This window comes from Bacteroides ndongoniae, from assembly GCF_900108345.1.
In the GTDB taxonomy this organism is placed as follows: domain Bacteria; phylum Bacteroidota; class Bacteroidia; order Bacteroidales; family Bacteroidaceae; genus Bacteroides; species Bacteroides ndongoniae.
Genome location: NZ_FNVV01000012.1, coordinates 20875 through 44984 on the forward strand (window position 1 = coordinate 20875; position 24110 = coordinate 44984).

26 protein-coding genes are annotated in these 24110 nt (G+C 46.0%); 12 read left to right on the forward strand and 14 right to left on the reverse strand.

Annotated features, from left to right (window positions below; translation table 11 throughout):
* The first annotated feature begins 183 nt into the window (after positions 1-183).
* Positions 184-630 (forward strand): DUF3836 domain-containing protein, encoded by a 447-nt coding sequence (locus BQ5591_RS00440; RefSeq protein WP_022161585.1) that lies wholly within the window; start codon positions 184-186, stop codon positions 628-630.
* A 167-nt stretch (positions 631-797) separates the two neighbouring features.
* On the opposite strand, the gene BQ5591_RS00445 is transcribed toward BQ5591_RS00440, so the two are convergent.
* The 3 genes from BQ5591_RS00445 to BQ5591_RS00455 form a co-directional block, all read right to left on the reverse strand.
* Positions 798-1190, reverse strand: coding sequence for an HIT family protein (locus tag BQ5591_RS00445; RefSeq protein WP_022161586.1), 393 nt, complete (start codon positions 1188-1190; stop codon positions 798-800).
* Between the two features lie 50 nt (positions 1191-1240).
* Positions 1241-1705: a transcription elongation factor GreA gene (greA, locus tag BQ5591_RS00450; protein WP_071148009.1), complete on the reverse strand. Its 465-nt coding sequence runs from the start codon at positions 1703-1705 to the stop codon at positions 1241-1243.
* Between the two features lie 187 nt (positions 1706-1892).
* Positions 1893-3044, reverse strand: a complete 1152-nt coding sequence (locus tag BQ5591_RS00455; RefSeq protein ID WP_071148535.1) for a thioredoxin-like domain-containing protein — start codon at positions 3042-3044, stop codon at positions 1893-1895.
* A 260-nt stretch (positions 3045-3304) separates the two neighbouring features.
* Between BQ5591_RS00455 and pnp the strand changes: the two genes are divergently transcribed.
* From pnp to BQ5591_RS00470, 3 genes are all read left to right on the forward strand, one after another.
* Positions 3305-5482 (forward strand): polyribonucleotide nucleotidyltransferase, encoded by a 2178-nt coding sequence (pnp, locus tag BQ5591_RS00460; RefSeq protein WP_022161589.1) that lies wholly within the window; start codon positions 3305-3307, stop codon positions 5480-5482.
* A gap of 165 nt (positions 5483-5647) precedes the next feature.
* The gene (locus BQ5591_RS00465) at positions 5648-6346 is read left to right on the forward strand and encodes a response regulator transcription factor (RefSeq protein ID WP_071148010.1); all 699 of its coding nucleotides are present in this window, start codon (positions 5648-5650) and stop codon (positions 6344-6346) included.
* 111 nt (positions 6347-6457) lie between these two features.
* A complete protein-coding gene (locus BQ5591_RS00470; RefSeq protein ID WP_071148011.1) occupies positions 6458-6709 on the forward strand; it encodes a hypothetical protein in 252 nt (83 codons plus the stop codon).
* A 34-nt stretch (positions 6710-6743) separates the two neighbouring features.
* Here BQ5591_RS00470 and BQ5591_RS00475 read toward each other — a convergent pair whose 3' ends face one another.
* Positions 6744-7457 (reverse strand): response regulator transcription factor, encoded by a 714-nt coding sequence (locus BQ5591_RS00475; protein ID WP_071148012.1) that lies wholly within the window; start codon positions 7455-7457, stop codon positions 6744-6746.
* A gap of 12 nt (positions 7458-7469) precedes the next feature.
* Complete coding sequence (locus BQ5591_RS21725; RefSeq protein WP_235817010.1) at positions 7470-8183, reverse strand: sensor histidine kinase; 714 nt, start codon at positions 8181-8183, stop codon at positions 7470-7472.
* Positions 8184-8869: 686 nt separating this feature from the next.
* Between BQ5591_RS21725 and BQ5591_RS21970 the strand changes: the two genes are divergently transcribed.
* The 5 genes from BQ5591_RS21970 to BQ5591_RS00500 all read left to right on the forward strand — a co-directional run bounded on the left by BQ5591_RS21970 (position 8870) and on the right by BQ5591_RS00500 (position 13485).
* A complete protein-coding gene (locus BQ5591_RS21970) occupies positions 8870-9001 on the forward strand; it encodes a hypothetical protein (protein WP_262483102.1) in 132 nt (43 codons plus the stop codon).
* A 112-nt stretch (positions 9002-9113) separates the two neighbouring features.
* On the forward strand, positions 9114-9656 hold the full coding sequence (locus tag BQ5591_RS00485) for a radical SAM protein (RefSeq protein WP_071148014.1): 543 nt from the start codon (positions 9114-9116) through the stop codon (positions 9654-9656).
* A complete protein-coding gene (locus BQ5591_RS00490; protein ID WP_083380832.1) occupies positions 9644-10657 on the forward strand; it encodes a radical SAM/SPASM domain-containing protein in 1014 nt (337 codons plus the stop codon). The genes BQ5591_RS00485 and BQ5591_RS00490 overlap by 13 nt, the downstream gene beginning before the upstream one ends.
* 18 nt (positions 10658-10675) lie before the next feature.
* Positions 10676-12076, forward strand: a complete 1401-nt coding sequence (locus BQ5591_RS00495) for a S41 family peptidase (RefSeq protein ID WP_071148016.1) — start codon at positions 10676-10678, stop codon at positions 12074-12076.
* Positions 12077-12156: 80 nt separating this feature from the next.
* Positions 12157-13485, forward strand: coding sequence for a TolC family protein (locus BQ5591_RS00500; protein ID WP_071148017.1), 1329 nt, complete (start codon positions 12157-12159; stop codon positions 13483-13485).
* Positions 13486-14118: 633 nt separating this feature from the next.
* Here the strand turns inward: BQ5591_RS00500 and buk are convergent.
* Entirely contained in the window at positions 14119-15201 is a 1083-nt protein-coding gene (gene buk, locus BQ5591_RS00505; RefSeq protein WP_071148018.1) for a butyrate kinase, read from the reverse strand.
* 57 nt (positions 15202-15258) lie between these two features.
* A complete protein-coding gene (locus BQ5591_RS00510) occupies positions 15259-16185 on the reverse strand; it encodes a phosphate acyltransferase (RefSeq protein WP_071148019.1) in 927 nt (308 codons plus the stop codon).
* Between the two features lie 433 nt (positions 16186-16618).
* On the opposite strand from BQ5591_RS00510, the gene BQ5591_RS00515 reads away from it, so the two are divergent.
* The 3 genes from BQ5591_RS00515 (at position 16619) to BQ5591_RS00525 (ending at position 19445) form a co-directional block, all read left to right on the forward strand.
* Entirely contained in the window at positions 16619-17560 is a 942-nt protein-coding gene (locus BQ5591_RS00515; RefSeq protein ID WP_071148536.1) for a S66 peptidase family protein, read from the forward strand.
* A 236-nt stretch (positions 17561-17796) separates the two neighbouring features.
* A complete protein-coding gene (locus tag BQ5591_RS00520; RefSeq protein ID WP_071148020.1) occupies positions 17797-18801 on the forward strand; it encodes a M20 family metallopeptidase in 1005 nt (334 codons plus the stop codon).
* Between the two features lie 221 nt (positions 18802-19022).
* Entirely contained in the window at positions 19023-19445 is a 423-nt protein-coding gene (locus BQ5591_RS00525) for a SufE family protein (RefSeq protein ID WP_071148021.1), read from the forward strand.
* Positions 19446-19572: 127 nt separating this feature from the next.
* Here BQ5591_RS00525 and BQ5591_RS00530 read toward each other — a convergent pair whose 3' ends face one another.
* The 7 genes from BQ5591_RS00530 to BQ5591_RS00560 form a co-directional block, all read right to left on the reverse strand.
* The gene (locus BQ5591_RS00530) at positions 19573-21099 is read right to left on the reverse strand and encodes a MutS-related protein (RefSeq protein ID WP_235817011.1); all 1527 of its coding nucleotides are present in this window, start codon (positions 21097-21099) and stop codon (positions 19573-19575) included.
* Positions 21100-21309: a helix-turn-helix domain-containing protein gene (locus tag BQ5591_RS00535; protein WP_022162894.1), complete on the reverse strand. Its 210-nt coding sequence runs from the start codon at positions 21307-21309 to the stop codon at positions 21100-21102.
* Positions 21310-21319: 10 nt separating this feature from the next.
* A complete protein-coding gene (locus BQ5591_RS00540; RefSeq protein WP_071148022.1) occupies positions 21320-21769 on the reverse strand; it encodes a hypothetical protein in 450 nt (149 codons plus the stop codon).
* Between the two features lie 19 nt (positions 21770-21788).
* Positions 21789-22016, reverse strand: a complete 228-nt coding sequence (locus BQ5591_RS00545; RefSeq protein WP_071148023.1) for a hypothetical protein — start codon at positions 22014-22016, stop codon at positions 21789-21791.
* Positions 22017-22129: 113 nt separating this feature from the next.
* On the reverse strand, positions 22130-22597 hold the full coding sequence (locus BQ5591_RS00550) for a DUF2975 domain-containing protein (RefSeq protein WP_071148024.1): 468 nt from the start codon (positions 22595-22597) through the stop codon (positions 22130-22132).
* 18 nt (positions 22598-22615) lie between these two features.
* Positions 22616-23299: a DUF2975 domain-containing protein gene (locus tag BQ5591_RS00555; protein WP_071148025.1), complete on the reverse strand. Its 684-nt coding sequence runs from the start codon at positions 23297-23299 to the stop codon at positions 22616-22618.
* Complete coding sequence (locus BQ5591_RS00560) at positions 23296-24093, reverse strand: CPBP family intramembrane glutamic endopeptidase (RefSeq protein ID WP_071148026.1); 798 nt, start codon at positions 24091-24093, stop codon at positions 23296-23298. The genes BQ5591_RS00555 and BQ5591_RS00560 overlap by 4 nt, the downstream gene beginning before the upstream one ends.
* Positions 24094-24110: the final 17 nt, after the last annotated feature.

Consider the following 24110-nt stretch of genomic DNA (forward strand, 5'->3'; position numbering starts at 1 on the left):
AAGAGCAACAAACGTCTACTGTACGCTAAAAGCGAACACGTGTCCGATTCCGAACAGCCTTATAAATTTATTGTAAACTGATAATCAGATATTTGATTCATTGGCACGTCTTTTGAATTATCATAGGCGGAGCAAGTCCAAAGAGAAAAGAAATAGAAATAATAACTTAAAAGAATATCGATTATGAAAGCAACAAATTTATTCAAAGCATTGGCATTTTCAGTATTGACATTAGTGAGCGCTCTTAACACTGAAGCAAAGGCCCAGGACAACTTTATAACAAACGATGAAGTAAAGAACAATCTGGTCGTTTCTCGTACCATCTATAAATTAGACGGCAATTATCTGCATAATCACATACGCTACGAGTTTGCTTACGATGAACAGAATCGCCTTATCTGTAAGACAGCCAACAAATGGGATGGCACATCGGACAAATGGGAACCTTATTTCCAAATGACTTATCGCTACGAAGCTGGTGAAATCATCATGAATTATGCCCGTTGGAATGAATCGAACCATAGTTATAGCAAGGACATGCAACAGAGTGTTTACGCACTGGATGAAGACAATACTCCCGTTGTGTGCCAAACGGTGGACAAAACAGTCTCAATGGCCGAGCATAAATGATAAAAAGAACAATGGTCTGTTCAGTATTACCAATCGAAAGCAACCGTTTTATGAAATTGCCTACCAGAGCGCGAAATTTAAGACTATAATATAATAAAAAGAGGGTATGTCAACCGGCATACCCTCTTGCTGTTTTTTTATGTATAAAGAAGGAGAATTTGGCTTTTTCAGAACGCAGAACGAATAGCTTCGGCCACAGCCCGGAACTCTTCGTCTGTCAGTTTCAATTTAGGATTGGAAAAAAGCATATCTTTCTCGCTTTGCATAGGAATCAGATGAATGTGCGCATGAGGAACTTCCAGTCCCAGCACAGCCATTCCCACCTTCTTGCAAGGGAAAGCCTTACCGATAGCAAGTGCCACTTTCTTGGCAAAAACCTGCATACCAGCCAGATCTTCATCGTTCAAGTCGAAAATGTAGTCCACTTCCTGTTTAGGAACTACCAGCGTATGACCTTTCACCAGCGGATTGATGTCGAGAAAAGCAAAATACTTGTCATCTTCCGCTACTTTGTAACAGGGTATCTCACCTGCAATGATTCTACTGAATATTGTTGCCATAACTATAAAGATAAAATAAGGCAAGCCCCATACAGGGACCTGCCTTCCGTTTAAAATGAAATGTTTACTACTTCCAGATTGATGATACCTTGGGGTACTTTGATTTCGGCAACATCGCCCACTTTCTTGCCAAGCAATCCTTGGGCAATCGGCGTATTGACCGAGATCTTTCCTTCCTTCAGGTTGGCTTCGCTTTCCGAAACGATGGTATAAGTCATCTTCATACCATTCTTCACATTCTTCAGTTCTACCTTATTCAATATCTGCACCGTATCGGTTTTCAGTTTGGACTCATCAATGATTTTTGCATCGGCAATCACCATTTTCAGTTTGTTGATTTTGCTTTCGAGCAAACCCTGTGCCTCTTTTGCAGCATCATATTCGGCATTTTCCGACAAGTCACCCTTATCACGGGCTTCCGCAATAGCGGCTACAATCTTAGGACGCTCCACCGATTCCAGTTGTTTCAATTCGGCTAACAATTTGTTGTAGCCTTCTTCTGACATGTAAGCCATACTTTTTTCCTCCTTATTATTTTAATTTATTAATGTTCTTATAAACAAAAAAGAATTCCAACATGGTCATCATGCTGGAACCCTCTTTCCGTATTGTTGGGCAAAGATAATCTTTTAAATCATGCGTGTCAAGCAAAAAGGAGTGCTTTGTAACATATTTAAATGAAATATTCTAATTTATAACAAGTTACAGCAATGCTTTTACTGCCGCTTCCAAGTCTTTTATTGTTTCGCCACGCGCGCTCAACTCATTATTTTTGTTGATCAGGAACAGTGTCGGCACCGTTTTTACATTGTACGAAGCTGCTACTGAAGAGTAAATGCCATTGGCATCGCGTACGCAAATCCACGGCAAATTATCGGCTGTCGTCTTCCAGTAATGTTCGTCGGCATCCAAAGAAACCTGATAGATTTCCAACCCCTGGTCAGCATACTTCTTATACAAGTCAAGCAGCAGATAGTTGTGCGTAGCCGATACGGCAGTCTGATAAATCGTAAAATCCAGAATCACAGCCTTTCCTTTCAGATCGGTCAGTTTGCGCATGTCGCCCTTCATGTCGCGCAGGCTGATATCAATTACACCCGTTTCTTGAATCACCTCCTGAGGAATATCCAAAGCCTTCGGTTGTGATGCATGGGTATTCTTCATACCCTTTATAACGATGTTATACAGATTCTTCGAACGGTCGGCATGAGGATAGAAGTTGTTCAGACTTGTGGCTACAGCAGCAAAACACTTCACATCGTCCTTGTTGTTCAACGGGTCGAAAATCAGGTAATTGTTCAACTTTTGAAATAAAGCAAAATAAGCCGCTGCCGTATTGGGAGCTGCAAAGATATAATTGATCTTCACATCATCCTTATAGTTCTTCAGCAACACGCCCAGACTGTCTTCAAACACATCGACTCCAATCTGATGAGAGCGCATAGCCTGTGCCAAAGCATCTACATCACTCTGCAATTTTGCCTGCTTCAACGTCAGTTCCTTTATTTTCTGGCTGTTGGCCGATCCCTTCACTTCGTAAGTAGTGGCAAAATCGGTAAAAGGTGCATCAATCTGAACCGTCTCGGTCGAATCGATTGAGAAGTTAATCACCTTGTCTTCTACCCGCAAACGATAGAATTCGGGAGACTCGGGACGGGGTTGCTTGAAAGAATAAGTTCCGCTTTCGCCCAACTTTACCGAATCCAGCGGTGTGATACCCTCCAAGGCCGATGCTTCCAGATACAGCATTTTGCCTGCCGCATCAGCAATCTTTCCTTCCACCTCAAATTTCGGTTCCGAATTACATGCCCCCAAACCAGCCGCCACGAGTACGGCTAAAAAGATTTTCTTCATATGCTTCATTCTAATTTTTATTTTTTAAATCCTTGTTTCTGCTGCCGGATAACAGGCGCCGCAACACCAGAACGGTCGTAGAAACCGTGCAAATATACTTCTTTTCGAGTTTAGTCAAAGCATTTTCAACACTTCTTCCGCTTCGAAAAGCAAAAAAACGGCAAAACCAAAACTTTTTATCTCATTCACACCATATTAGAAGAATAAAATATGTATCTTTGCGCGAATTTTGAAAGAAAATTAGATATAAAACATTTTTTATGATTAACCCAATTGTTAAGACGATCGAGATGCCCGATGGAAGAACCATCACTCTCGAAACGGGAAAGCTGGCAAAACAGGCAGACGGTTCTGTAATGCTCCGCATGGGAAACACCATGCTGCTGGCTACTGTTTGTGCCGCAAAAGACGCAGTTCCCGGAACAGATTTTATGCCTTTACAGGTAGAATACAAAGAGAAATACTCCGCTTTCGGACGTTTTCCCGGAGGTTTCACAAAGCGTGAAGGACGTGCTTCCGACTACGAAATTCTGACTTGCCGCCTTGTAGACCGTGCTCTCCGCCCCTTATTCCCCGACAATTTCCACGCAGAGGTATATGTCAATATCATCCTCTTTTCGGCAGACGGTGTAGACATGCCGGATTCTCTGGCCGGATTAGCCGCTTCAGCCGCTCTTGCCGTTTCAGATATCCCCTTCAACGGTCCTATTTCTGAAGTACGTGTTGCACGTATCGACGGACAGTTCGTTATCAACCCGACTTTCGAACAACTTGAAAAGGCCGATATGGACCTCATGGTAGGTGCCACTTACGAAAACATCATGATGGTGGAAGGCGAAATGAAAGAAGTTTCCGAGCAAGAACTGCTCGCCGCCCTCAAGGCAGCCCACGAAGCTATCAAGATTCAGTGTAAGGCACAGATGGAACTGGCCGAAGAAGTAGGTTCGACTGTAAAACGCGAATATTGCCACGAAGTGAACGACGAAGAACTTCGTCAGGCCGTTCACGACGCTTGCTACGCCAAGGCATACGCCATCGCCAGCGAAGGCAACCGTGACAAGCACGCACGTCAGGACGCTTTCGATGCCATCCGCGAAGAATTCAAAGCACAGTTCACTGAAGAGGAACTCGAAGAAAAAGCTCCGCTCATCGACCGCTACTATCACGATGTCGAGAAAGAGGCTATGCGCCGCTGCATCCTCGACGAAGGCAAGCGTCTGGACGGACGTAAGACAACCGAGATACGCCCCATCTGGTGCGAGGTTGGCTACCTGCCTGGCCCTCACGGATCAGCTATCTTCACCCGTGGTGAAACACAGTCATTGTCTACCGTCACACTGGGTACCAAGCTGGACGAAAAGATTGTAGACGATGTTCTCAACCAAGATAAAGAACGCTTCCTGTTGCACTACAACTTCCCCCCGTTCTCTACCGGTGAAGCTAAAGCACAGCGCGGTGTAGGTCGCCGCGAAATCGGTCACGGTCACTTGGCATGGCGTGCGCTGAAAGGACAAATTCCTGAAGACTATCCGTACGTAGTGCGCGTTGTTTCCGATATCCTCGAATCCAACGGTTCTTCTTCCATGGCTACCGTATGTGCCGGTACATTGGCACTGATGGATGCTGGTGTGAAGATCAAGAAACCAGTTTCAGGTATCGCCATGGGTCTTATCAAGAATCCGGGTGAAGAGAAATATGCCGTTCTGTCCGACATCTTGGGCGACGAAGACCACTTGGGCGATATGGACTTCAAGGTAACCGGAACCAAAGACGGTATCACCGCCACTCAGATGGATATCAAGGTAGACGGTCTGTCGTACGATATTCTGGAAAAAGCCTTGTTGCAGGCTAAAGAAGGTCGCGAATACATTCTGGGCAAACTGACCGAGTGCATCGCCGAACCGCGTGCCGACCTGAAACCGCACGCTCCGCGCATCGAAACAATGACCATTCCGAAAGAATTTATCGGTGCTGTCATTGGCCCGGGCGGAAAGATCATTCAGGGTATGCAGGAAGAAACCGGTGCTACCATCACAATCGAAGAAGTGGACAACGTGGGCCGCATCGAGATTGCCGGCAACAACAAGCAGAGCATCGACGATGCTATCCGCCTGATCAAGGCCATTGTAGCTATCCCCGAAGTAGGCGAAGTATACAAAGGCAAGGTTCGCTCCATCATGCCTTACGGTGCGTTTGTTGAGTTCCTGCCGGGCAAGGACGGTTTGCTCCACATCTCCGAAATCGATTGGAAGCGTCTGGAAACCGTAGAAGAAGCCGGAATCAAGGAAGGCGACGACATCGACGTGAAACTGCTCGAAATCGATCCGAAGACAGGTAAGTTCAAACTGTCTCACAAGGTACTGATTCCGAAGCCCGAAGGCTATACGGAACGTCCCGAAAGACCGAGAAGAGAAAAGAAGTCCAACAACAAAGACTAACGGACGTAATCAATTCTATATATAGCGTAAGAGGGTGCATTGCTACGGCGACGCACCCTCTTCTTTTTTTCAATATGCCCAGTTAGAAACAGGTTAATTAGTTGGCGGCTTATTCGTTAAGATGTTTACAAAATACGTATATTTGCCAGAAAATACACAGAAACCATGATCAAGTTACTCCTGGTAGAAGACGACCCGAACCTGCGCTACGTGGTGCAATGCGGACTGGAAGACATCATCGGCGGCTATGAAGTACAGACGGCTGCCAACGGCGAAGAAGGACTGAAAGTATGGGAAACGTTCAGACCCGACATCATCATCAGCGACATCGACATGCCCGTGATGGACGGCTTCGAGATGGTACGGCGCATCCGCGAAACCGATGCCGACACGCCTATCCTCTTCGCCTCGGCCCTCACCTCGCCCAAGGACGTGAAGCATGGCTACGAACTGGGCGTGAACAACTACGTGAAGAAACCCTTCATTGCCGACGAACTGGACGCGCACATGAAGGCTGTGCTGAAGATGACGCAGGGCACACATACCCGCACAGAGACCGGTTTCTGCAAATTCGGTTCCTATACCCTGGACACCGAACACGGCACCTTGCGCAACGACCGTACCAGTCAGCGCCAAACACTGACCGCCACCGAAACCAAACTACTACAGATTCTGGCCCAGAACAAGAACGAAACCGTCCGCCGCGAAGCCATCCTGAGCCGCTGCTGGAACACGGAAGACGATTACTTCGCCTCGCGCAGCCTCGACGTCTTCGTCTCTAAGCTCCGCAAGCTTTTCGAAGCCGATGACGATATCGAAATCAAAACTGTCCGTGGGGTGGGGCTGATGCTGGTGACGAAATGAGAAAAAATCTACTACCCCAATTATCCAAAGAGAAAAAAATACCTTTATACGATGCACGAAATTTATCAGAAATAAACACCGTAGTAAACAATATTATCAAATAAAGTAACCATGAAACATCAAGAAAACATTTTCCGTCCGCTGGCCCTTGCCTTGATAGCATCGGCATTCTTTATCCCTTACGGCTTCATTGGTAGAGCCTTCTTAATTGCCGGTGCAGCTTTCCTGCTCGTTTTCTTCAAGAAGAAACTGGTAGCGGAGCTGAACCAGAAAAGTTTCCTCAGCAATCTGCTCGTTTTTGTAGGTATCGTACTGCTTGTCACGGCCGCCTCGTACCTTATTTCGGTGATAAAGTCTTCCTGACTCAGGAGGCAACATGCCTCCTTACTGCATCCCGTCACATCGCAGTACCGTCGTGAACATGCAATGCTAAGCCTACTTTTCGAATGGTCTTGATTTCAATATCCGGGTCATCTTCAAAAAGTTTACGCAACTTGACGATAAACACATCCAGACTACGGGAGGCAAAGTAATCGTCTTCCGTGTTCCAGCAGCGGCTCAGAATAGCTTCGCGACGGATAGTCTCGTTTTTGTTCTGAGCCAGTATTTGCAAAATTTTAGCCTCCATCAGCGTCAATACTCGCTGCCGACCGGTACGGTCGTCACGCAGATTGGCGTGCTCAGTGTCCAAAGTGTAGTTGCCGAACTTGCAGAATCCGGTTTCCGTGCGACTTTTGGCACCTTCTTTCATTTTCAGAATGGCTTGGATGTGGGCATCCAGTTCATCGGCGATGAATGGCTTTTTGATGTAATTGTTCACACCCATTTCGTAACCTTTCCGCACGTCTTTGGGCGAGGTCAGTGCCGAAGCGAACAGTATCGGAGTATCACGATCTGTTTCCCGAATGCGCTTCACCATCTCAAAACCGTCCATTCCGGGCATGTCAATGTCGCTGATGATAATGTCAGGTTTGAATTCTTCCCAAACCCTAAGTCCTTCTTCACCACTGGCAGCTGCACGTACATCGTAACCTCCAATAATATCCTCCAACCCGCCTTGTACTACATAGCGAAGGTTGGCGTCATCTTCCACTAATAGCAATTTAATCATACAAACTGTTTTTTAATCCAAATCTTGCATCAGTAACGGCAAAGATATAACAAATTCGGTAAATTCGCCCTCAATGCTGTTTACGAATATATTCCCACCGTGCGCCTCCACTACTTGTTGCACGAAGTTCAGCCCCAGACCGAAACCGGAAGCCCCCTGTTTCCGTTTCCGACGTCCGGCGGCACCACGCTCGTATTTGTTGAATATCACTTTCTGGTCTTTATCCGAAATGCCTATTCCGTTGTCGTACACCCTGAGGACAGTGTGCTTGTCATTGCACGACGAACTGAGGGTGATTTCTACATTCTCTTTCGAATACTTAACGGCATTGTCTATCAGGTTATCCAACACTTCTTCCAAGTATTCCACATCCGCATATACCTCTGTTGCCTGCAAGTCTTTAATAAAACGTATCGGTTTATCCGCTTTGGCAGTAAACTTATCGACTAACTTATCTACAATAGGAATTAATTCGATTTCCTCTTTCTGCATATCCAGCTTATGCTGTTCCAACTTGGAGATAGTCAATACTTTGTTGGTCAATGTCAACAAATGGTCGGCCTCACCTTCTGCTATTTGAAAATACTTCTCTTTCTTTTCCGGTTTATCGTCTAACCTGCCGGTATGTAGAAAGTTAAGCGTCATAACAATCGTGGTAAGCGGAGTTTTCATATCGTGTATCATGGCATAGGAGAAATCTTCGCGGATTTTGAATATTTTATTCATGTGGGATATTATTCTAAGTTGATAAATGATGCATCCTATTATAATAATCATCATTATTGCAGTCGCTATAATAAGCAATCCCATCTGCTTAAAAATGGCACTATAAGGATTAACTAAAATTGCTTGTATCTTCAATGAGCCATCCAACTTTATTGGAATTAATTGAGTTTTAATAATTCCAAAATGCTTAATATCCTTTCTTTTAGTAGTTTCTATAATACTTCCATACTCCATCTTATCTATATAAAAATAAGTATTTATATTGTGTTGTAGAAGCATTTTCCTATACACGGAATCCAATTTACTAATATTACAGGTAATACTATATTTTCCTAAACTTTCCAATAAGTAAGTAGTCTCAGGGAAAACCCTCTCATTTTCAGTCCTTGGAGCACCAAGAAAATCTACATCTTTAGGAAGTTCAGAGAAATGTAACGTGGCTTCTTTAAAAGAAGCTTCTTCAAATAATTCCTTAACAGTTTTTTCAAACTGATTCTTTAATAAATCAAATGAGTTCTTAAGCCAAATACACTGCAATGTAAAAACTAGCAATATACATATAACAGTTATACTTCTAAAATAAATATGCTTCATTGTAAATTAGTAACATTATGATAACAGAGCACTAACAATCAATAACATTCAACATCCATAACTTTGCAAAGGTAATTAAAAAACAAAATAATATGAGAAATAACAAAAAATTAGTAACCAATTTGTCTATTGAAGAATGCATAAAAATTAGTGGCGGTGAAATAATCTTAGTGGGATGGAAAGAAGTTGATGGAGTTTGGATAGCAGTATATAGAAACGTATAAGAATAAACCTTGATTTGATAACATAACGCTAACATAAAGCTAACTTTATTACATTTCAACAAGATTTACCTTTGCAACAGAATAAGAAAAAAGGAATATTAATCTTTAAATTATGAGCAATTTACTAAAACAGAATAGTTTTTACCGATTCTCGTTCGGAAACAAGAAATATGTATTCTTTTCCGGAAGCCAACGGATCTTAGAAATCAGCAGTCCGCTTATGGATGCCTATTTCACCCTCTGCACCGGAAATGAAACATCCGACACGATGTCCGGCAGTGAAATTGCGCAAATAACGGCTTCGCTGAACGTTCTTTGTACACCGCCTGAACGTCCGTCAACCGAACCCCGGCAAGATATGCTGACGTTGAACGTAACACATGGGTGCAACATGGCCTGCAAGTATTGTTTCGCATCCACTACACAAGACAGGAAAGAAGTAATGCCCATGTCCGTTGCCCAAAAAGCAATAGAAAACATGCTGGAGGCCAACCCTGCAAGCAATCAATATACGATTTACTTCTTTGGAGGAGAACCTTTGCTACACAAATCTTTTCTACACGAGGTTGTGGCAATGGCTAAAGAAGAAATAGTTGGAAAACGTGGTAAAAAGGTAGCATTTTTAGTCAATACCAACATGATATGCAAACAATGAAATTAACAATTGCTCCAACATGTGATTGCAACTTTAAGTGTGTATATTGTTTTGAAAAAGACAGACCTGCTATCTATATGACTAAAAAAGTTGAAGATGCTATTTTGGATTTTATAGTAAAAAATAATCCTAATCGTATTCATGTATGCTGGTATGGAGGAGAGCCATTGCTAGCCAAAGAAAGCATATATAGAATATCTGAAAAGATCATTTCATTAGGAAAAGAGTACGATGCGTCTATTGTTACAAATGGGTATTTGTTAGACAGGGAGTTTATACACAAGATGAATGATTTGAAACTGAAGACTGTTCAAATAACCATTGATGGGGATAAACAAACTCATAATAAAAGAAGACCACATAATAATAATGTAGATAGTTTTGATGTTATTATGAATAATATCAAAGAATTGTCAGTTTCCAACAAAGATGTACTTTTAAGCATTAGAATTAATGTAGATAAAACAAATATGTATGAGTTTGTGAATGTATATAGACAGATAAAGAAAATTAATCCCAACATACATGTATATCCGGGTTTTGTTCATGATGCGTCTTGTAAATCGTCTGTTTGCATAGATGATAATGTGGAGCGCATAAAGTTCTACTCAATGTTATACAATGATTATAATATTTATATTCCAGAAATGATACCAAATATTGTGTTATCATCTTGTATGGCTCGTTGTATGAATTCGTTTTTAATAGGTCCAATGGGAGAAATATATAAATGTTGGCATCACTTGGGTAATAATAATAAAGTAGTCGGAAATTTGATGGATAAAAGAATTCTCACAGATATAGATATGTTTGCTAGATTAATGAAAGAGAATGATTATATTGATAATAAAAAATGTATGGATTGTAAATATTTTCCTGTGTGTGGAGGTGGTTGTGCTGATTTAAAAACGCAGAATAACAATGATAATTGTTCAATATTTAAATATGCGATGACATCGTTTCTGAATATGAGGTATAAATTTTTAGTGAACAAAGTGTAATATATACAATGTAATTCTATGAATGATTTTTTTTGTATTCCAGTTCTATTTGATTATAACGATGGGTATACTGTATATCAAAATGAGTTGTTAAATTCACTCGCATTTCTTGAGGTGTTCCATCCTCTTCCTTTAGTAGATGCTGAAAGATTTGAACAAATCAAAGATGAAACAAAAAAATTATGTTTTGAGATATATAACAATAGAACAATTGGGCTTGTTTATTTTCAAGTTCTTTTTAATAAATGGCTTAGATTATTTAACGATGCACATTCTTATGTAATGCTTGATGATAATGAGTTATATCCTTATACATTGCGTTATTATAATGGCGATTTTTATTTTTATTCCATATCTTCACTTTATCCCAATTGTACAGGAAAGCCTATTAATTCGATAAACGGAATATCCATAAAAGAAATCATCAACAATCTAATGCGGATAGTTCCATCAGAAAATATTATAAAAGCATGTATAACAGGTAGCTATTTTATGAACAGTCACAGTTTTTTAAGTTCATTGGGTATTCCTTTTGATGGTGGATTGCTTTTTTCGTTTTCGGATGGGAGTGAGTTATGCATCCGAAAACAATCATGTACATCGTTATCGGAAAATCATATACTGCAGATAAAATCACATTATATAACAAGAAAACTTTCATATCCATTCTGGTATAAGATTGTTGAAGATAAATGTTATTTCCAGTTTAATGAAATGTATGATAGGTTTTCTTATATGCAAATCTGTCATCTAATGGGTAATACTCCAAATATAGAATTGATAAGGTCATTGCCACTGTTTACCGAATTTTTGGAAGAAATGCTAAGTAACATACATAGAAATAATGTTCATAAATTGATTATAGATTTGCGATATAATGGCGGTGGAAATAGTTTGTTGGGTGATTTGCTATTGAATTTTTTAGGGATAGATATGGGAGGTATTAGAAAATATAGTTCTTATATAAGATATTCTGATTTCTTGATGAGTTGTTACCCTGGATTCATAAGATTAAAATGCTCATATGCTAAGCCTGAAAGGTTGATTGAACAATGTGATGTTATTAGATCCGTAAATGAAATTCCTGATATAAAATTAAAATATGATGGCGATGTATATTTTATACAAGGACAAAATTCATTTAGCAGTGCTAATTATCTGCTTACAACTATCAAAGATAATGCTTTATTTCCAATAATAGGAACTCCTACATCTCAAAAGCCTACCTGTTATGGAAATGTATTACCTGTAATTTGGCCATTTTCGAAGACAAAAGGCTATGTTAGTTTTGGCTATTTTGAGAGACCTAATAAAAATAATACTGAAACGACATTGTTTCCAGATGTGTTGTTGCAGAATTCATTAGACGAGTATTTGAATGGCATTGATTTATGTTGGGATTGGATATTGAAACATTAATATATTGATAACATTAGCATAACATCTTTAATGATGATGGAAGTCTATTTTTGCAGCATGAGAATCATTGATAATAGCCTATGTATAAGTTTTTATTCATTGTATTAATTTTTGCTTCCAAAATGCATGCGCAAAACAAGTGGACGCTGGCTGAATGTATTGAGTATGCCGTTGAGCATAACATTGAGGTGAAGCAAAGCCGGAATCAGGTTCTAAGTTTGAAGGTGCAGAAGAATAGCATGCGGAACAGTTTCCTTCCGGACTTAAATGCCGGGGCTTCGCAGAACTTTACTTATGGGCGTTCTTTGAATCAGAATAATACGTATGAGAACAGCAACATTAAAAATTCTTCTTTTTCCGTCAGTACGGAGTTGCCGATATTTGCAGGGTTCAAACGGACGGCATCGCTTTCGCAAAACAAGTTTGATTTGTTGGCCGCAGAAGCGAACCGGGAACTGATAGAGAATAATCTTTCGCTGAATGTAACAGGTGCCTATTTTCAGATATTGCTGAATAAGGAAATCTACCGTATAGCCTTGGAGCAGATTCAACTGACCAAGGAACAGGAGGAACGGACTTTGCTGCTGATAGAAAATGGGAAGGCTGCTGAATCGCAGTTGTATGATGTACGGGCGCAATTGGCCGATGATGAGTTGACAGCTACCGAGGCGAAAAATTCACTTCGGTTGGCTTTCCTGGACTTAGCTCAATTGATGGAGCTGAAAGGATATGACAACTTTGATATTGATTCGTTGGGGGGCAATGTGGCCGTGTCTGATACGCTCAGTCCGTTGCATATTTATCAGGATGCCTTGACTTGTATGCCGCAGATCCAGCAGGCTTTTTATTCCTTGCAGAGTAAGGCTAAGGGGGTCAAGATTGCAAAGTCTGGGTATTATCCGACCATTTCTTTTGCCGCAGGCATTAATACCGGGTATTACAACGATGGAAGCAGATTAAGCGAGACCTTCCGTAGGCAGTTCAGCAACAACATGCAGAAAAGTTTGTGCTTTACCATCAGCATCCCTCTGTTTGATCGGTTTTCTACACGGAATCAAGTAAGGGCGGCACGCATCGAGGAGGACAATGCGAGGCTGGCGTTGGAGAATGAGAAGAAGCAGCTATATAAGGACATCGAGCAGGCTTATACCGATGCGGTTTCGGCTTATGAGAAATACAAATCGACCACAAAGGCAGTCGTGGCCAATCAGGAAGCGCATCGATATGCGTTGGAGAAATATGCGGCAGGGAAATCCACGGTATTTGAATATAACGAAATCAAGATGAAACTGGCCGACACACTTTCTAAGCAATCGCAAGCCAAATACACATACTTACTGAAAAAACGGATCCTAACATTCTATTCCTGCCTATCGCTGACAAACGAAGAAGATATAAAATTTCCCTGACTTCCTCAAGTTCCTCTTTACTATGCCAAAGAGGGACTTGGCACTTCCAATCTTTATCTTTCTTCCTCTCAACACCAACTTCCTTCTTCCTGTCATGGCTTTCCGCTCCGGCTAATCACTCTCCCCGTGTCCCCGACATTATTCATCAAACATCCCAACAAACCACACCACATCCAAAGCTTGTGAAAGACGTTTCACGCTCCCCACGCCCCATTTGGAACAAAGTTTCGAGAATCTTCCGTCACGCCTTCACCCGGAATATAAACATCTGACCACAAACCTCTTACGGTGAAACATAACGTTTCACCACATCTTTCACGTCTGTTGAAAGCTGGAAAGACGTTTCACAGCAACTCACTAACACACAACCGATTGCGTTGAAACTTCACCTTGAGAAACCTGAAACACACAGTTCTCGGAGCATTCAGCACAGAAACGGCAGACGGCTTCACCAAAGAATGAAAAATATTTCCAAATCGGAAGAGAGAAAGACCGGTCAGGAGAGGAAACAAACGTCGGCAAGAATACCCTTTGAACGACACTTGCACGGCTCGCGAGCCGTACAAGTGTTGCTCGCGAGCCGTGCAAGTGATTGATAAATGAAATGCAAGTGTCTCTCGGCCGATCCAATCGTCAACGATATTCCTGCACCGGCAATTCTCCCCGCAACGCGCCCAGCGCATTCAAGGCCAGCGCCTCCATTTCGTCCTCGCCCGGATAGATGTGCACAGGTGCCAGGAAAGACACCCGCTCGCACAGGCGCGAGGTGATGTACTCCGAATGCGCCATGCCGCCCGTCAGCAGAATGGCATCGACCTTGCCGTAGAGCACTACTGCCGCACCGCCTATCTCCTTGGCTATCTGATAGATCATGGCATTCAGTATCAGCTCGGCATGACGGTCGCCTTCGGCAATGCGCTTTTCAATGGCCGGGATGTCCGTAGTGCCCAAGTGGGCGGCCAGTCCGGCTTTTCCCGAAATGCGCTTCTTCAGTTCCTCGGTGGTGTAACGTCCCGAGTGGCAGAGGTCTATCAGCTGGCCGGCAGGAAGCGTGCCTGCACGTTCGGGCGAGAAAGGTCCCGAGCCGTCGAGCGCGTTGGGCACGTCGATGGCACGCCCGTGACGGTGCACTCCGACGGAAATGCCGCCTCCCAGGTGGCAGACAATCAGATTGAGGTCTTCGTAACGCACGGGATGTTCAGGGTGGAGCGCCATACACTCGGCAGCATAGCGCCGGGCAATGGCCCGCTGGTTCAGCGCATGCCATATCACCACACGAGGCATCTGGGGCGAACCGGTGATGCGGGCTATTTCTTCAAGCTCGTCCACCACGCCGGGGTCGGCAATGAACGCGCGGCAGCCGGGAAGCATCACGGCCAGTTCGTGCGCTATCAGGCAGCCCAGGTTGCAGGCATGGCTGCGCATGGCATGGGCAATGTCGTCGAGCATGGCATCGTTCACCTCGTACACGCCGCCGGGAATGGGCTTCAGCAATCCGCCCCGACCCACGATGGCATCGAACTCGAAGGGGATGCCGTCGGCCTTCAGCTCTTCGAGCACCAGATTCTTGCGGAACTCGAACTGGTCGATGATGCGGGGAAATGCGGACAAATCGTCCACCGAATGCCGGATGCTGCGCACCAGACGGGGGACGTTATCTTCGTAAACGGCAATCTTCGTCGAAGTAGAGCCGGGATTGATGACTAATATCTTCATGGAAATGGTGAATGATGAATGATAAATGGTGAATGGTTAAACGACTTGCTTCCTGCTTTATTCGTTCATGTCCTGTCCGTTGCTCGTCAGGCAGGCCATGGCGATGCTGTAGTACTTCGACAGTCCGCTGTCGCTGCGCGAGGGCAGCACCACCGGACAGATGGGGCCTTGCAGCAATCCGGCCATGTCGGCGTGCGAGAACAGGGAGACGGCTTTGTAGAAAGCGTTGCCCGACTCGATGTTGGGGAAGATGAGTACGTCGGCCTCGCCGTTGATGGGCGAAACGATGCCTTTGATGTCGCCGCTGGTCTTCTCGCAAGCAGTCTTCACGTCCAGCGGACCGTCGATGATGACGTTGCCGAATTCGCCGGCTTCGGCCAGTTCGACGATGTTCACATAGTCCAGCGAATGGGGGAACTTGGCGCTCACCTTCTCCGTGCAGTGTATCAGGGCAATGCGTGGCTGCTCGATACCGAAGTGGCGGCAGGCGCGGATGGCGTACCAGATCATCTCAATGCGCTGCTGCAACGTAGGCCGCGGGATGACGGCGGCATCGGAGAAGAACAGCAGCTTATCGTACGTAGGAATCTGCATCACGGCCAGGTGGGTCAGTATCTTGCCCTTGGGCAGCAGGCCTTTTTCCTTATCCAGAATGGCATGCAGCAGGTTGTCGGTATTGATGATGCCTTTCATCAGAATGTCCGCCCCGCCTTCGCGCACAATGCGCACCGCCTCGCGGGCAGCCTCGTCGGGGTCTTCAACGTGCAGCGTGTGCACATAGTCGGGATAGTTCTTCAGACTGGGATATTTCTCCAGAATAGCCGAATCGCCAATCATCAGAAACTCGGCTATGCCTTCTTCCAAAGCGCGGCTGATGGCATATTCCGTATTGGGGTCATTGGCACAAACAACGGCAATGCGTTTCCTTTTATTCAAGGTTTTCAAGTGGGCGGTCAACTGATCAAAATTCCGAATAGGTTCCATAACGTTAGATTTTTAGCAAATATCTGAAAAAATGTCGAAAATCAAAGCATACGACAGGGTAAAATTTCGTCTCGGCAATATCATTTTGACAGAATAACGATAAAACAAACATTTTTTATGAAAAACAGGCAAGCCAGCCAAAAGGTTCGCTGTCCGCAACACTCCAGTATGCCCGGTTTATTCTCACAAGTATGAGAAGGATGTTCTCATAGGCATGAGAATAGTTTTCTCACAGTTATGAGAATAGTCTTCTCATAGGCGTGAGAATACTTTTCTTTCACTGTGAGAACTGTTTTCTCTGCTGGAGAAAAGATTCTTCTCGTTACGGGAGAAGAAAACCGACTGATACACAGCCGCCACAAAAAAACTAACCCCACCTTGTTTGCCCTGTGGCGAAATTGTGTACTTTTGCGGAAAAGTAGACGAAAAAGATATGAACAGCCTTATTTTCCCACCCTATCTGCACGAGGGCGACCGCGTAATCATCCTCTCCCCCTCGGGCAAAATAGACAAGGCCTTCCTGAAAGGAGCCCGAAAACGGCTCGAATCCTGGGGGCTGGAAGTGGTCATGGCCCGACATGCAGGCGGCTCGAACGGCACCTATGCCGGCACCATACAGCAACGGCTCGACGACCTGCAGGAAGCGATGGACGACGAGACGGCCAAAGTCATCTTTTGCAGCCGCGGCGGATACGGAGCCGTGCACCTGGTGGACAAGCTCGACTTCGGCCGCTTCCGCCAGCACCCGAAGTGGCTCGTCGGCTTCAGCGACATTACTGCCCTGCACAACGTGTTTCAGGCCAACGGATTCGCCTCGCTTCATGCTCCCATGGCACGCCATCTGACCGTGGAGCCCGAAGACGACTTCTGCACACAAGCCCTGCGCGACATCCTCTTCGGACGAAATGCCGCCCTCCGGACCGAGGACAACGACGGCACCGCTTTCGACTACGTATGTCCTGCCCATAAGCTGAACCATACGGGCACCTGCCAAGGCACACTACGCGGCGGCAATCTGGCCGTCTTCTACGGACTGCGCGGCACGCCCTACGACATTCCGCCCGAAGGCACCGTCCTCTTTATAGAAGATGTGGGCGAACGGCCGCACGCCGTGGAGCGGATGATGTACAACCTGAAACTGGGAGGCGTGCTCGAACGGCTTTCGGGCCTCATCATCGGACAGTTCACCGAATACGAGGAAAACAAGTCGCTCGGCAAAGACCTGTACGGCGCACTGGCCGACGTGGTGAAGGAGTACGACTATCCCATCTGCTTCAACTTCCCCGTAGGCCACGTCACCATGAACCTGCCGCTGATAAACGGCGCCGGTGTCAGGCTGGAAGTGGGCCGGAAAGAAGTCAGGCTGAACTTTTAACCCTTAACTATTAACTCAAGTTTCGCACTTGCGAAACTTTCAGGAGTTAAAGAAGTTAAAAGGAGTTATCGCCCGTCTTGGACGGGCTTAGGAGTTAAAAGCCAATAGAGAAGCAAACAGCTCACAATGTATCGGCTTAACTCCTTAACTTCTTAACTCCTTAACTACAACCGATTAATAAACTTGAGAAACTTAAATTGTTCATTTTTAATTGTCAATTTCCCAATTTATCAACAATGAAACGTCACTACACCTTACTTTCATGCTGCCTGCTGCTGGTGTTCGCAACCGTAGCATGCAGCAGCAATAAGAAATCGGCCGCCGACCAGACAGAAGATGTCGCCAAAGAAAAGGTCAACGTGCCGACCTTCAATGCCGACAGTGCTTACCAGTACGTGAAGACACAGGCCGACTTCGGTCCCCGCGTGCCCAACACCACTGCCCACAAAGCCTGCGGCGAATACCTGGCTTCCAAGCTGGAGCAGTTCGGAGCCAAAGTCTACAACCAATACGCCGACCTCGTGGCCTACGACGGCACCCTGCTGAAGTCGCGCAACATCATCGGTGCCTACAACCCCGACAGCCGTCGGCGCGTACTGCTCTGTGCCCACTGGGACAGTCGCCCCTATGCCGACGAAGACGATGACGCCAAGAAGCATCAGACGCCCATCATAGGAGCCAACGACGGAGCCAGTGGTGTAGGCGTACTGCTGGAAGTAGCGCGCCAGCTGCAACGGCAGGCACCCACCATCGGTATCGACATCATCTTCTTCGATGCCGAAGACTACGGCATTCCTACCTTCTACAAAGGTCAGTACAAGGCCGACACCTGGTGCCTGGGCTCGCAATACTGGGGACGCATGCCTCACGTAGAGAACTACAACGCCCGCTACGGCATCCTGCTGGACATGGTAGGCGGCAAGAACGCTACCTTCTATCAGGAACTCTTCTCCAAGCGCACAGCCAGCAAGCAGGTAAAGAAGATCTGGGACGCTGCCCACCGTCTGGGCTTCGAAAGTTTCTTCCCCAAGCAGGACGGCACCGAAGTGACCGACGACCACATGTACGTCTACAACCTGCGTAAGATTCCCTGCGTGGACATCATCAACTACGACCCCAACTGCGACACCGGCTTCGGCGACTTCTGGCACACCACCGACGACAATATGGACGTGATAGACAAAGGTACGCTCAACGCCGTTGGCCAGACAGTGCTGGAGGTGATTTATAACGAGAAGTAAACTTAAGGGACGAGGGGACAAGTTGACGAGTTAACAAGGGACAAGTTGACGAGGAGACAAGTTAACGAGGGAATAAGGAAACAGAGGACAAGCCCACCCCTCGTAGTCTGAAACCTCATCCCCTCGTCAACAAAACTCCCCCCTCCTCGTAGCCTCGTTAACTCGTCAACTTATCAACTAAACTAAAAACCAAAGAACTTAAAAACTAAAAACCTCACAATATGACCATCAACGAAATGCAAGACGAAGTAATCGCCGAATTCAGCGATTTCGACGATTGGATGGACCGCTACCAGTTGCTCATCGACTTGGGCAACGAACAGCAACCCCTTGACGAAAAGTACAAGACCGACCAAAACCTGATTGAAGGTTGCCAAAGCCGCGTATGGCTGCAAGCCGACGAACAGGACGGCAAAATCATCTTCCAGGCCGAAAGCGATGCCCTGATTGTGAAAGGCATCATTGCCCTGCTCATCAAAGTGCTTTCCGGCCACACCCCCGACGAGATACTGGAAGCCGACCTCTACTTCATCCCTCAGATCGGCCTGCAAGAGCATCTTTCCCCCACCCGCAGCAACGGCCTGCTGGCCATGGTGAAGCAGATGCGGATGTATGCGTTGGCGTTTAAGGCGAAGGAAGGATAAGGCCTTGCGGATTTCAAATGAAGTACATGTCTTTTTAGGCACGGATTACACGGAAAAACACGGAGGAAAAGAATAAAAACAATCCGCGAATTTCCGTGTAATCCGTACCTAAAGAAATAATATACCCTTAGTCATCTTCTTCCGCCCACCGGCGCGCCTCCTCCACTACTTCCGCAGGATAACCGTACAGCTCGATGATACGTATGGCATTGCGTTCGGTCACAGGACCGGGTTTCAGCAGATAGTCGAAAGATAACTTATCGTCGGAAATGGTTTCGCAGAAATGGTAAAGGCTGTATTGTCCGGCAAGCAGGCTGGCCAGTTCGATGTCATGCGTAGATGCAAAAACGACGTTTCTTTGGGTAGCCAGCGCAGCAAGTACAGCCTTTGCGATGGCAATTCTTTCGGTGGTATTGGTTCCCTTGAAAAGTTCGTCCAACAGGAAAAGGCAGCTGCCTTGTTTGCTCTGTTCCAACATCTCTTTCATCGTCTGTACTTCTTGGAGGAACAGGCTGCGTCCGGCCATCAGGTCGTCTTCCACATGGATAGCCGAATGAAGTTTCGTATCAGGTAACAGGCAGAAAGCCTCGGCAAAGCAGGTATCCAATGCCTTACCACACAGCACACTGACACCAACAGCACGGATAAAGGTGGTCTTCCCCGACATGTTAGAGCCTGTAATCAATACCGATTGCCCGCAAAGTGTCAGACTGTTGGACACGCAATCTTCCAACAGCGGATGATACAGTCCGTCGGCACGGAACGTTTCTCCTCCTTGGCAAGTCTTCAGACGAGTATGATAAGGAAGCTCATCGCGTAACACTGACACCGAACAAAGCACATCGACCATCCCCCAGAAACAGAAAACAGAATGAAGTGCCTCGCGTCTGCCCTCCAGCAAACGGAAAACCTTTGTAACGGAAATGACTTCACGCAGGAATACGATATTCAGCACCTCGGCCAGCAGCCATGCCAGCAGAGCCGCATCGCTCTCCAACCGGACTTGAAAACGGAAAGCTGACAATTTCTCCTGCAACGGGCGCAACGCCTGCAACGTACCGGCTATCTTTCCGTCAATCACCCGGGCAAAGGGATACTTCAACAACTTTTCGCTCTGCTTCAACAAACGCCAAAGGCAAGGAATAGAAAAGAAATAAATCTGCAGCCACGACTTGTTGCGATAGTGCAGCCACAGATTCCCCATGAGCGAAACCGTCAACAATCCTACAAACCAGGCAGATGAAGTCGCATAAAGCAAACCTAAAAACAGAATGGGAAGCAGTTGCATCACATAAAGCCAACCCACCGGCCAGCCAAAAGGCAACACTTTTTTTTCGTCAATCAGTTCAATCACGCGATAAGCATCGGAAGTATCCAATTTACGTAACAACTGCCTTACCTCCTCGCGCAAAGTTTTATCTGCCGTGAAGCTGTCCACCACCTCTTCGCAGCGACTGACGCCGGACACACGGTCGTAGCGCAACAGGCTGTAAAGATACTGTCTGCCAATGGCCGACGAAGTCCTATCCACACGAACAAAGAGCGCTTCACCGTTCAGGTCGTCCCAAGTTTTGTCAGACAACAGTTCCTCCTTATCCGTCGCCGAACGATGACGGAAGTAAAGCATCTTTTCTCCATCGGCCGTTCCCATCATCTATTCCTCCTCTCTGTATTCCAGAATATCTCCCGGTTGGCAGTCGAGCACCTTGCAGATGGCTTCGAGGGTAGAGAAGCGGATGGCTTTTGCCTTACCCGTCTTCAGGATAGAAAGGTTAGCGGGAGTGATGTCTATCTTCTCGGCCAGCTCGCCCAAAGAAATCTTCCGGCGGGCCATCATTATATCTAAATTCACTACTATCGGCATAGGCAAAGGTTTAAATGGTTAAGTCCTGTTCCTCTTTCAGTTTCACAGCACGGCGGACAATCTTACCGACAAACTGCAACAGGAAACCGAACAGCATAATGGTCATCCAATCCAACGAATAGTCCCAGCTGTCGCTCAAACTATCACTCTCGCGTACAATCCTATTGCGTATCAGCATCAGCAGAATGATGAGATAACCGCTGAAATCCAACAAATTGGCCGTCTTATGGCTCAACAGGTTCCGACAATCCAACCGCAAGATGTTCACACAAAGCACCACCAAGGCCAGCAGGTTGCAGACATACGCCCAACCCAGCAAACGTTCATCGCCGCCTGCCTGTATCATGTCAATCACCGGAAGAGTGTAATATACAATGATGGCTACCAGAAAAACACATACTACCCAAAGCAGTGTCCCCATATCCTTGTAGCGCTGATACAACTTCTTAAATATTTTCATATCTATAATCCTCCCTTTATCATGTCAACCATGTAGTGCAATGCTTCACCCAACGGTGATACAGATACGACCAACCATAAATCCAAACTATTCCTCCGTAAATACGGATAAACTTAGCGTCTTTATCTACCCACAGGTTCATCACCAGAAAAAACACGAACGATGCTAACATCAACGTCAACACAAGAAAACCGATGTAGCAGACACCTGCCACCCATTTGCGGTCGGTATGAAAAATAGTACTCATATTTCTTCAATTTAAATTTAGTTGACGAGTTGAAAAGACTTCAGACCACGAGGCCTTGTGGTCTTGTCAACTTGTCTCCTTGTCAACTCATCCTCCGTCTCCTCGTCAACTCATCAGATTGTCAAATCCTGCTCCTCCTGCATCCGTATGCCAACTTTGAACAGGCAGGCAATGAACAGGAAGAAGACACCCAGTAACAGATAAACCATCGGAATGGTGTTTCCGCCCATTGAGTCGGACAAAAAAGCATTGAAGGCCATCTGCAAGATACCATTACATTCCAGCACTACCCCAATGGTCATAATCAAATCCGAATTTCGTTTGGTAAAGACCTGCCCTTTCTTCACGTTACGCAGCATCAGGTAAATAAGCACGCTGCATACAGCCATCGCTATCAGCGTCACATTCTCGGGCAGCAGCTTCGCAATCAGGTCGTCAGTATCATCCTTCCCCAAATCGTAGCATAAATTCAGATTGCGGAAAAAGACGAAAAGCAGACAACTGACACACACTATCATCAGGCAAAACATCACGGTTTCCAATTCCTCTTTCGAGCCCTTCTTTCCCAATATACTTTTCATATCTCAGTCTCCTTTCTATCAGATTGTCAAATCCTGTTCCTCCTTCATCTTCAGCCCGATGGCAAAGACCTCGGCCACAATGAGGGATATCAGTCCCAGCAGCAGGTTCGTCACCTTGACCGAATCGGGAAGCGCCAGATCGTAGGCCTCCAGCGCGAATGCCTCGCGCAGGTTGCACAGCGCCATGTATTCGGACAGCAGGACGCAAACAAAACCTACGATGAGCAGAATGCCCAGGCGGCGCAGGCGACGGACGTTGCGCCAGTTGAAGATGTCCGAACGGTTGACCGACACCACGATGCGGATGAACAACACCAGCGCCCAGACGTTGGCCACCAGCACCAGGAAGCCCATCACGCTCGAAGCCACCTTCTGCCAGGCGGGCGTCTCCACCGGCACGCTGACCATCAGGTTCGAGTAGGCCATCGGGACGTAACGGCCCGTCTTCTCGTTGCGTATCGAGTCGGTGAAAAGTTCCCTTTCCCACTCGCCCAGGAACTTGGGGAACAAAGAGACCGCCTGCATGTTGCTCACCTCATCCAGCTTGACGCTGTTTCCTTCTTCCATCATCTCCCGGGCGGCATCCATTCCCATCTGGACGCCCTTCGTCATGCCCAGCCCCATGTAGTAGAGCGACACGCCTACCGACCAGCCCATCACCAGCAGGACGATGGCGCAAAGGATGTTCAATCTTCTTTTCATAGCTTGTTATCTGTTGTTGTATTCGTTGCAAAAAGTTGATAAGCACTCAGTTTCTTCACCGAAAGAAGGAACAAGGCAAGCGCCACAACCGTCATAATCACCACCAGTGGTGTACCTAACAATTCGGTCATGCTTCCGACCTCGGGATAGTTCAGACTGAGGAAAACCGAGAGGCTGTTGTTCAGAATATGAATCAGAATGCAGGCCACCAGACTCCGCGTACGCCAGTAAAGCCAAGCCAGCAGAATGCCTATCAGCGCTGCACTGACCACCTGAACAGGATTGATATGGACAATGCCGAAAAGCAAACCTGAAATCAGAATCGCCTTGGTCGGAGCATACTTCTGTAACAGGGCTTTCGTAATGGCTCCACGGTAGAGCAGTTCTTCCAATATCGGCCCTAACACGGCAATGCAAAGAATGCCCAACCAGCCGGACTGCAGCGCGTCGAACGTCTGTTTCATCAGGTCGGGCAGAAAACCCATTTGCGACACCAGCGCGTCGGTCAGGAAAAGACCAGCCACACCGGCCAGCAGGCTCCACATCAGGCATGACGGAGTAGTAAGCGAATACATCAGTCCGTCATCGGCTAAATGGCCTTTTCTCCACAAATAAAGCATCATGTAAACGATTCCCAACAACAGGGTCGGAGCTATAGTCAGCTTCTGCGCCACTTCCGCATCCATGCTGCCGGTTGTGATATAGACATAAAGCATACAGAACGGGCCTGCGGTCAGTGCACCCAATATCTGCATCAGGAAATAAATCAATGCCAATTTTATCGCTGTCTTCATCGTCGTTCTTCTTTTTT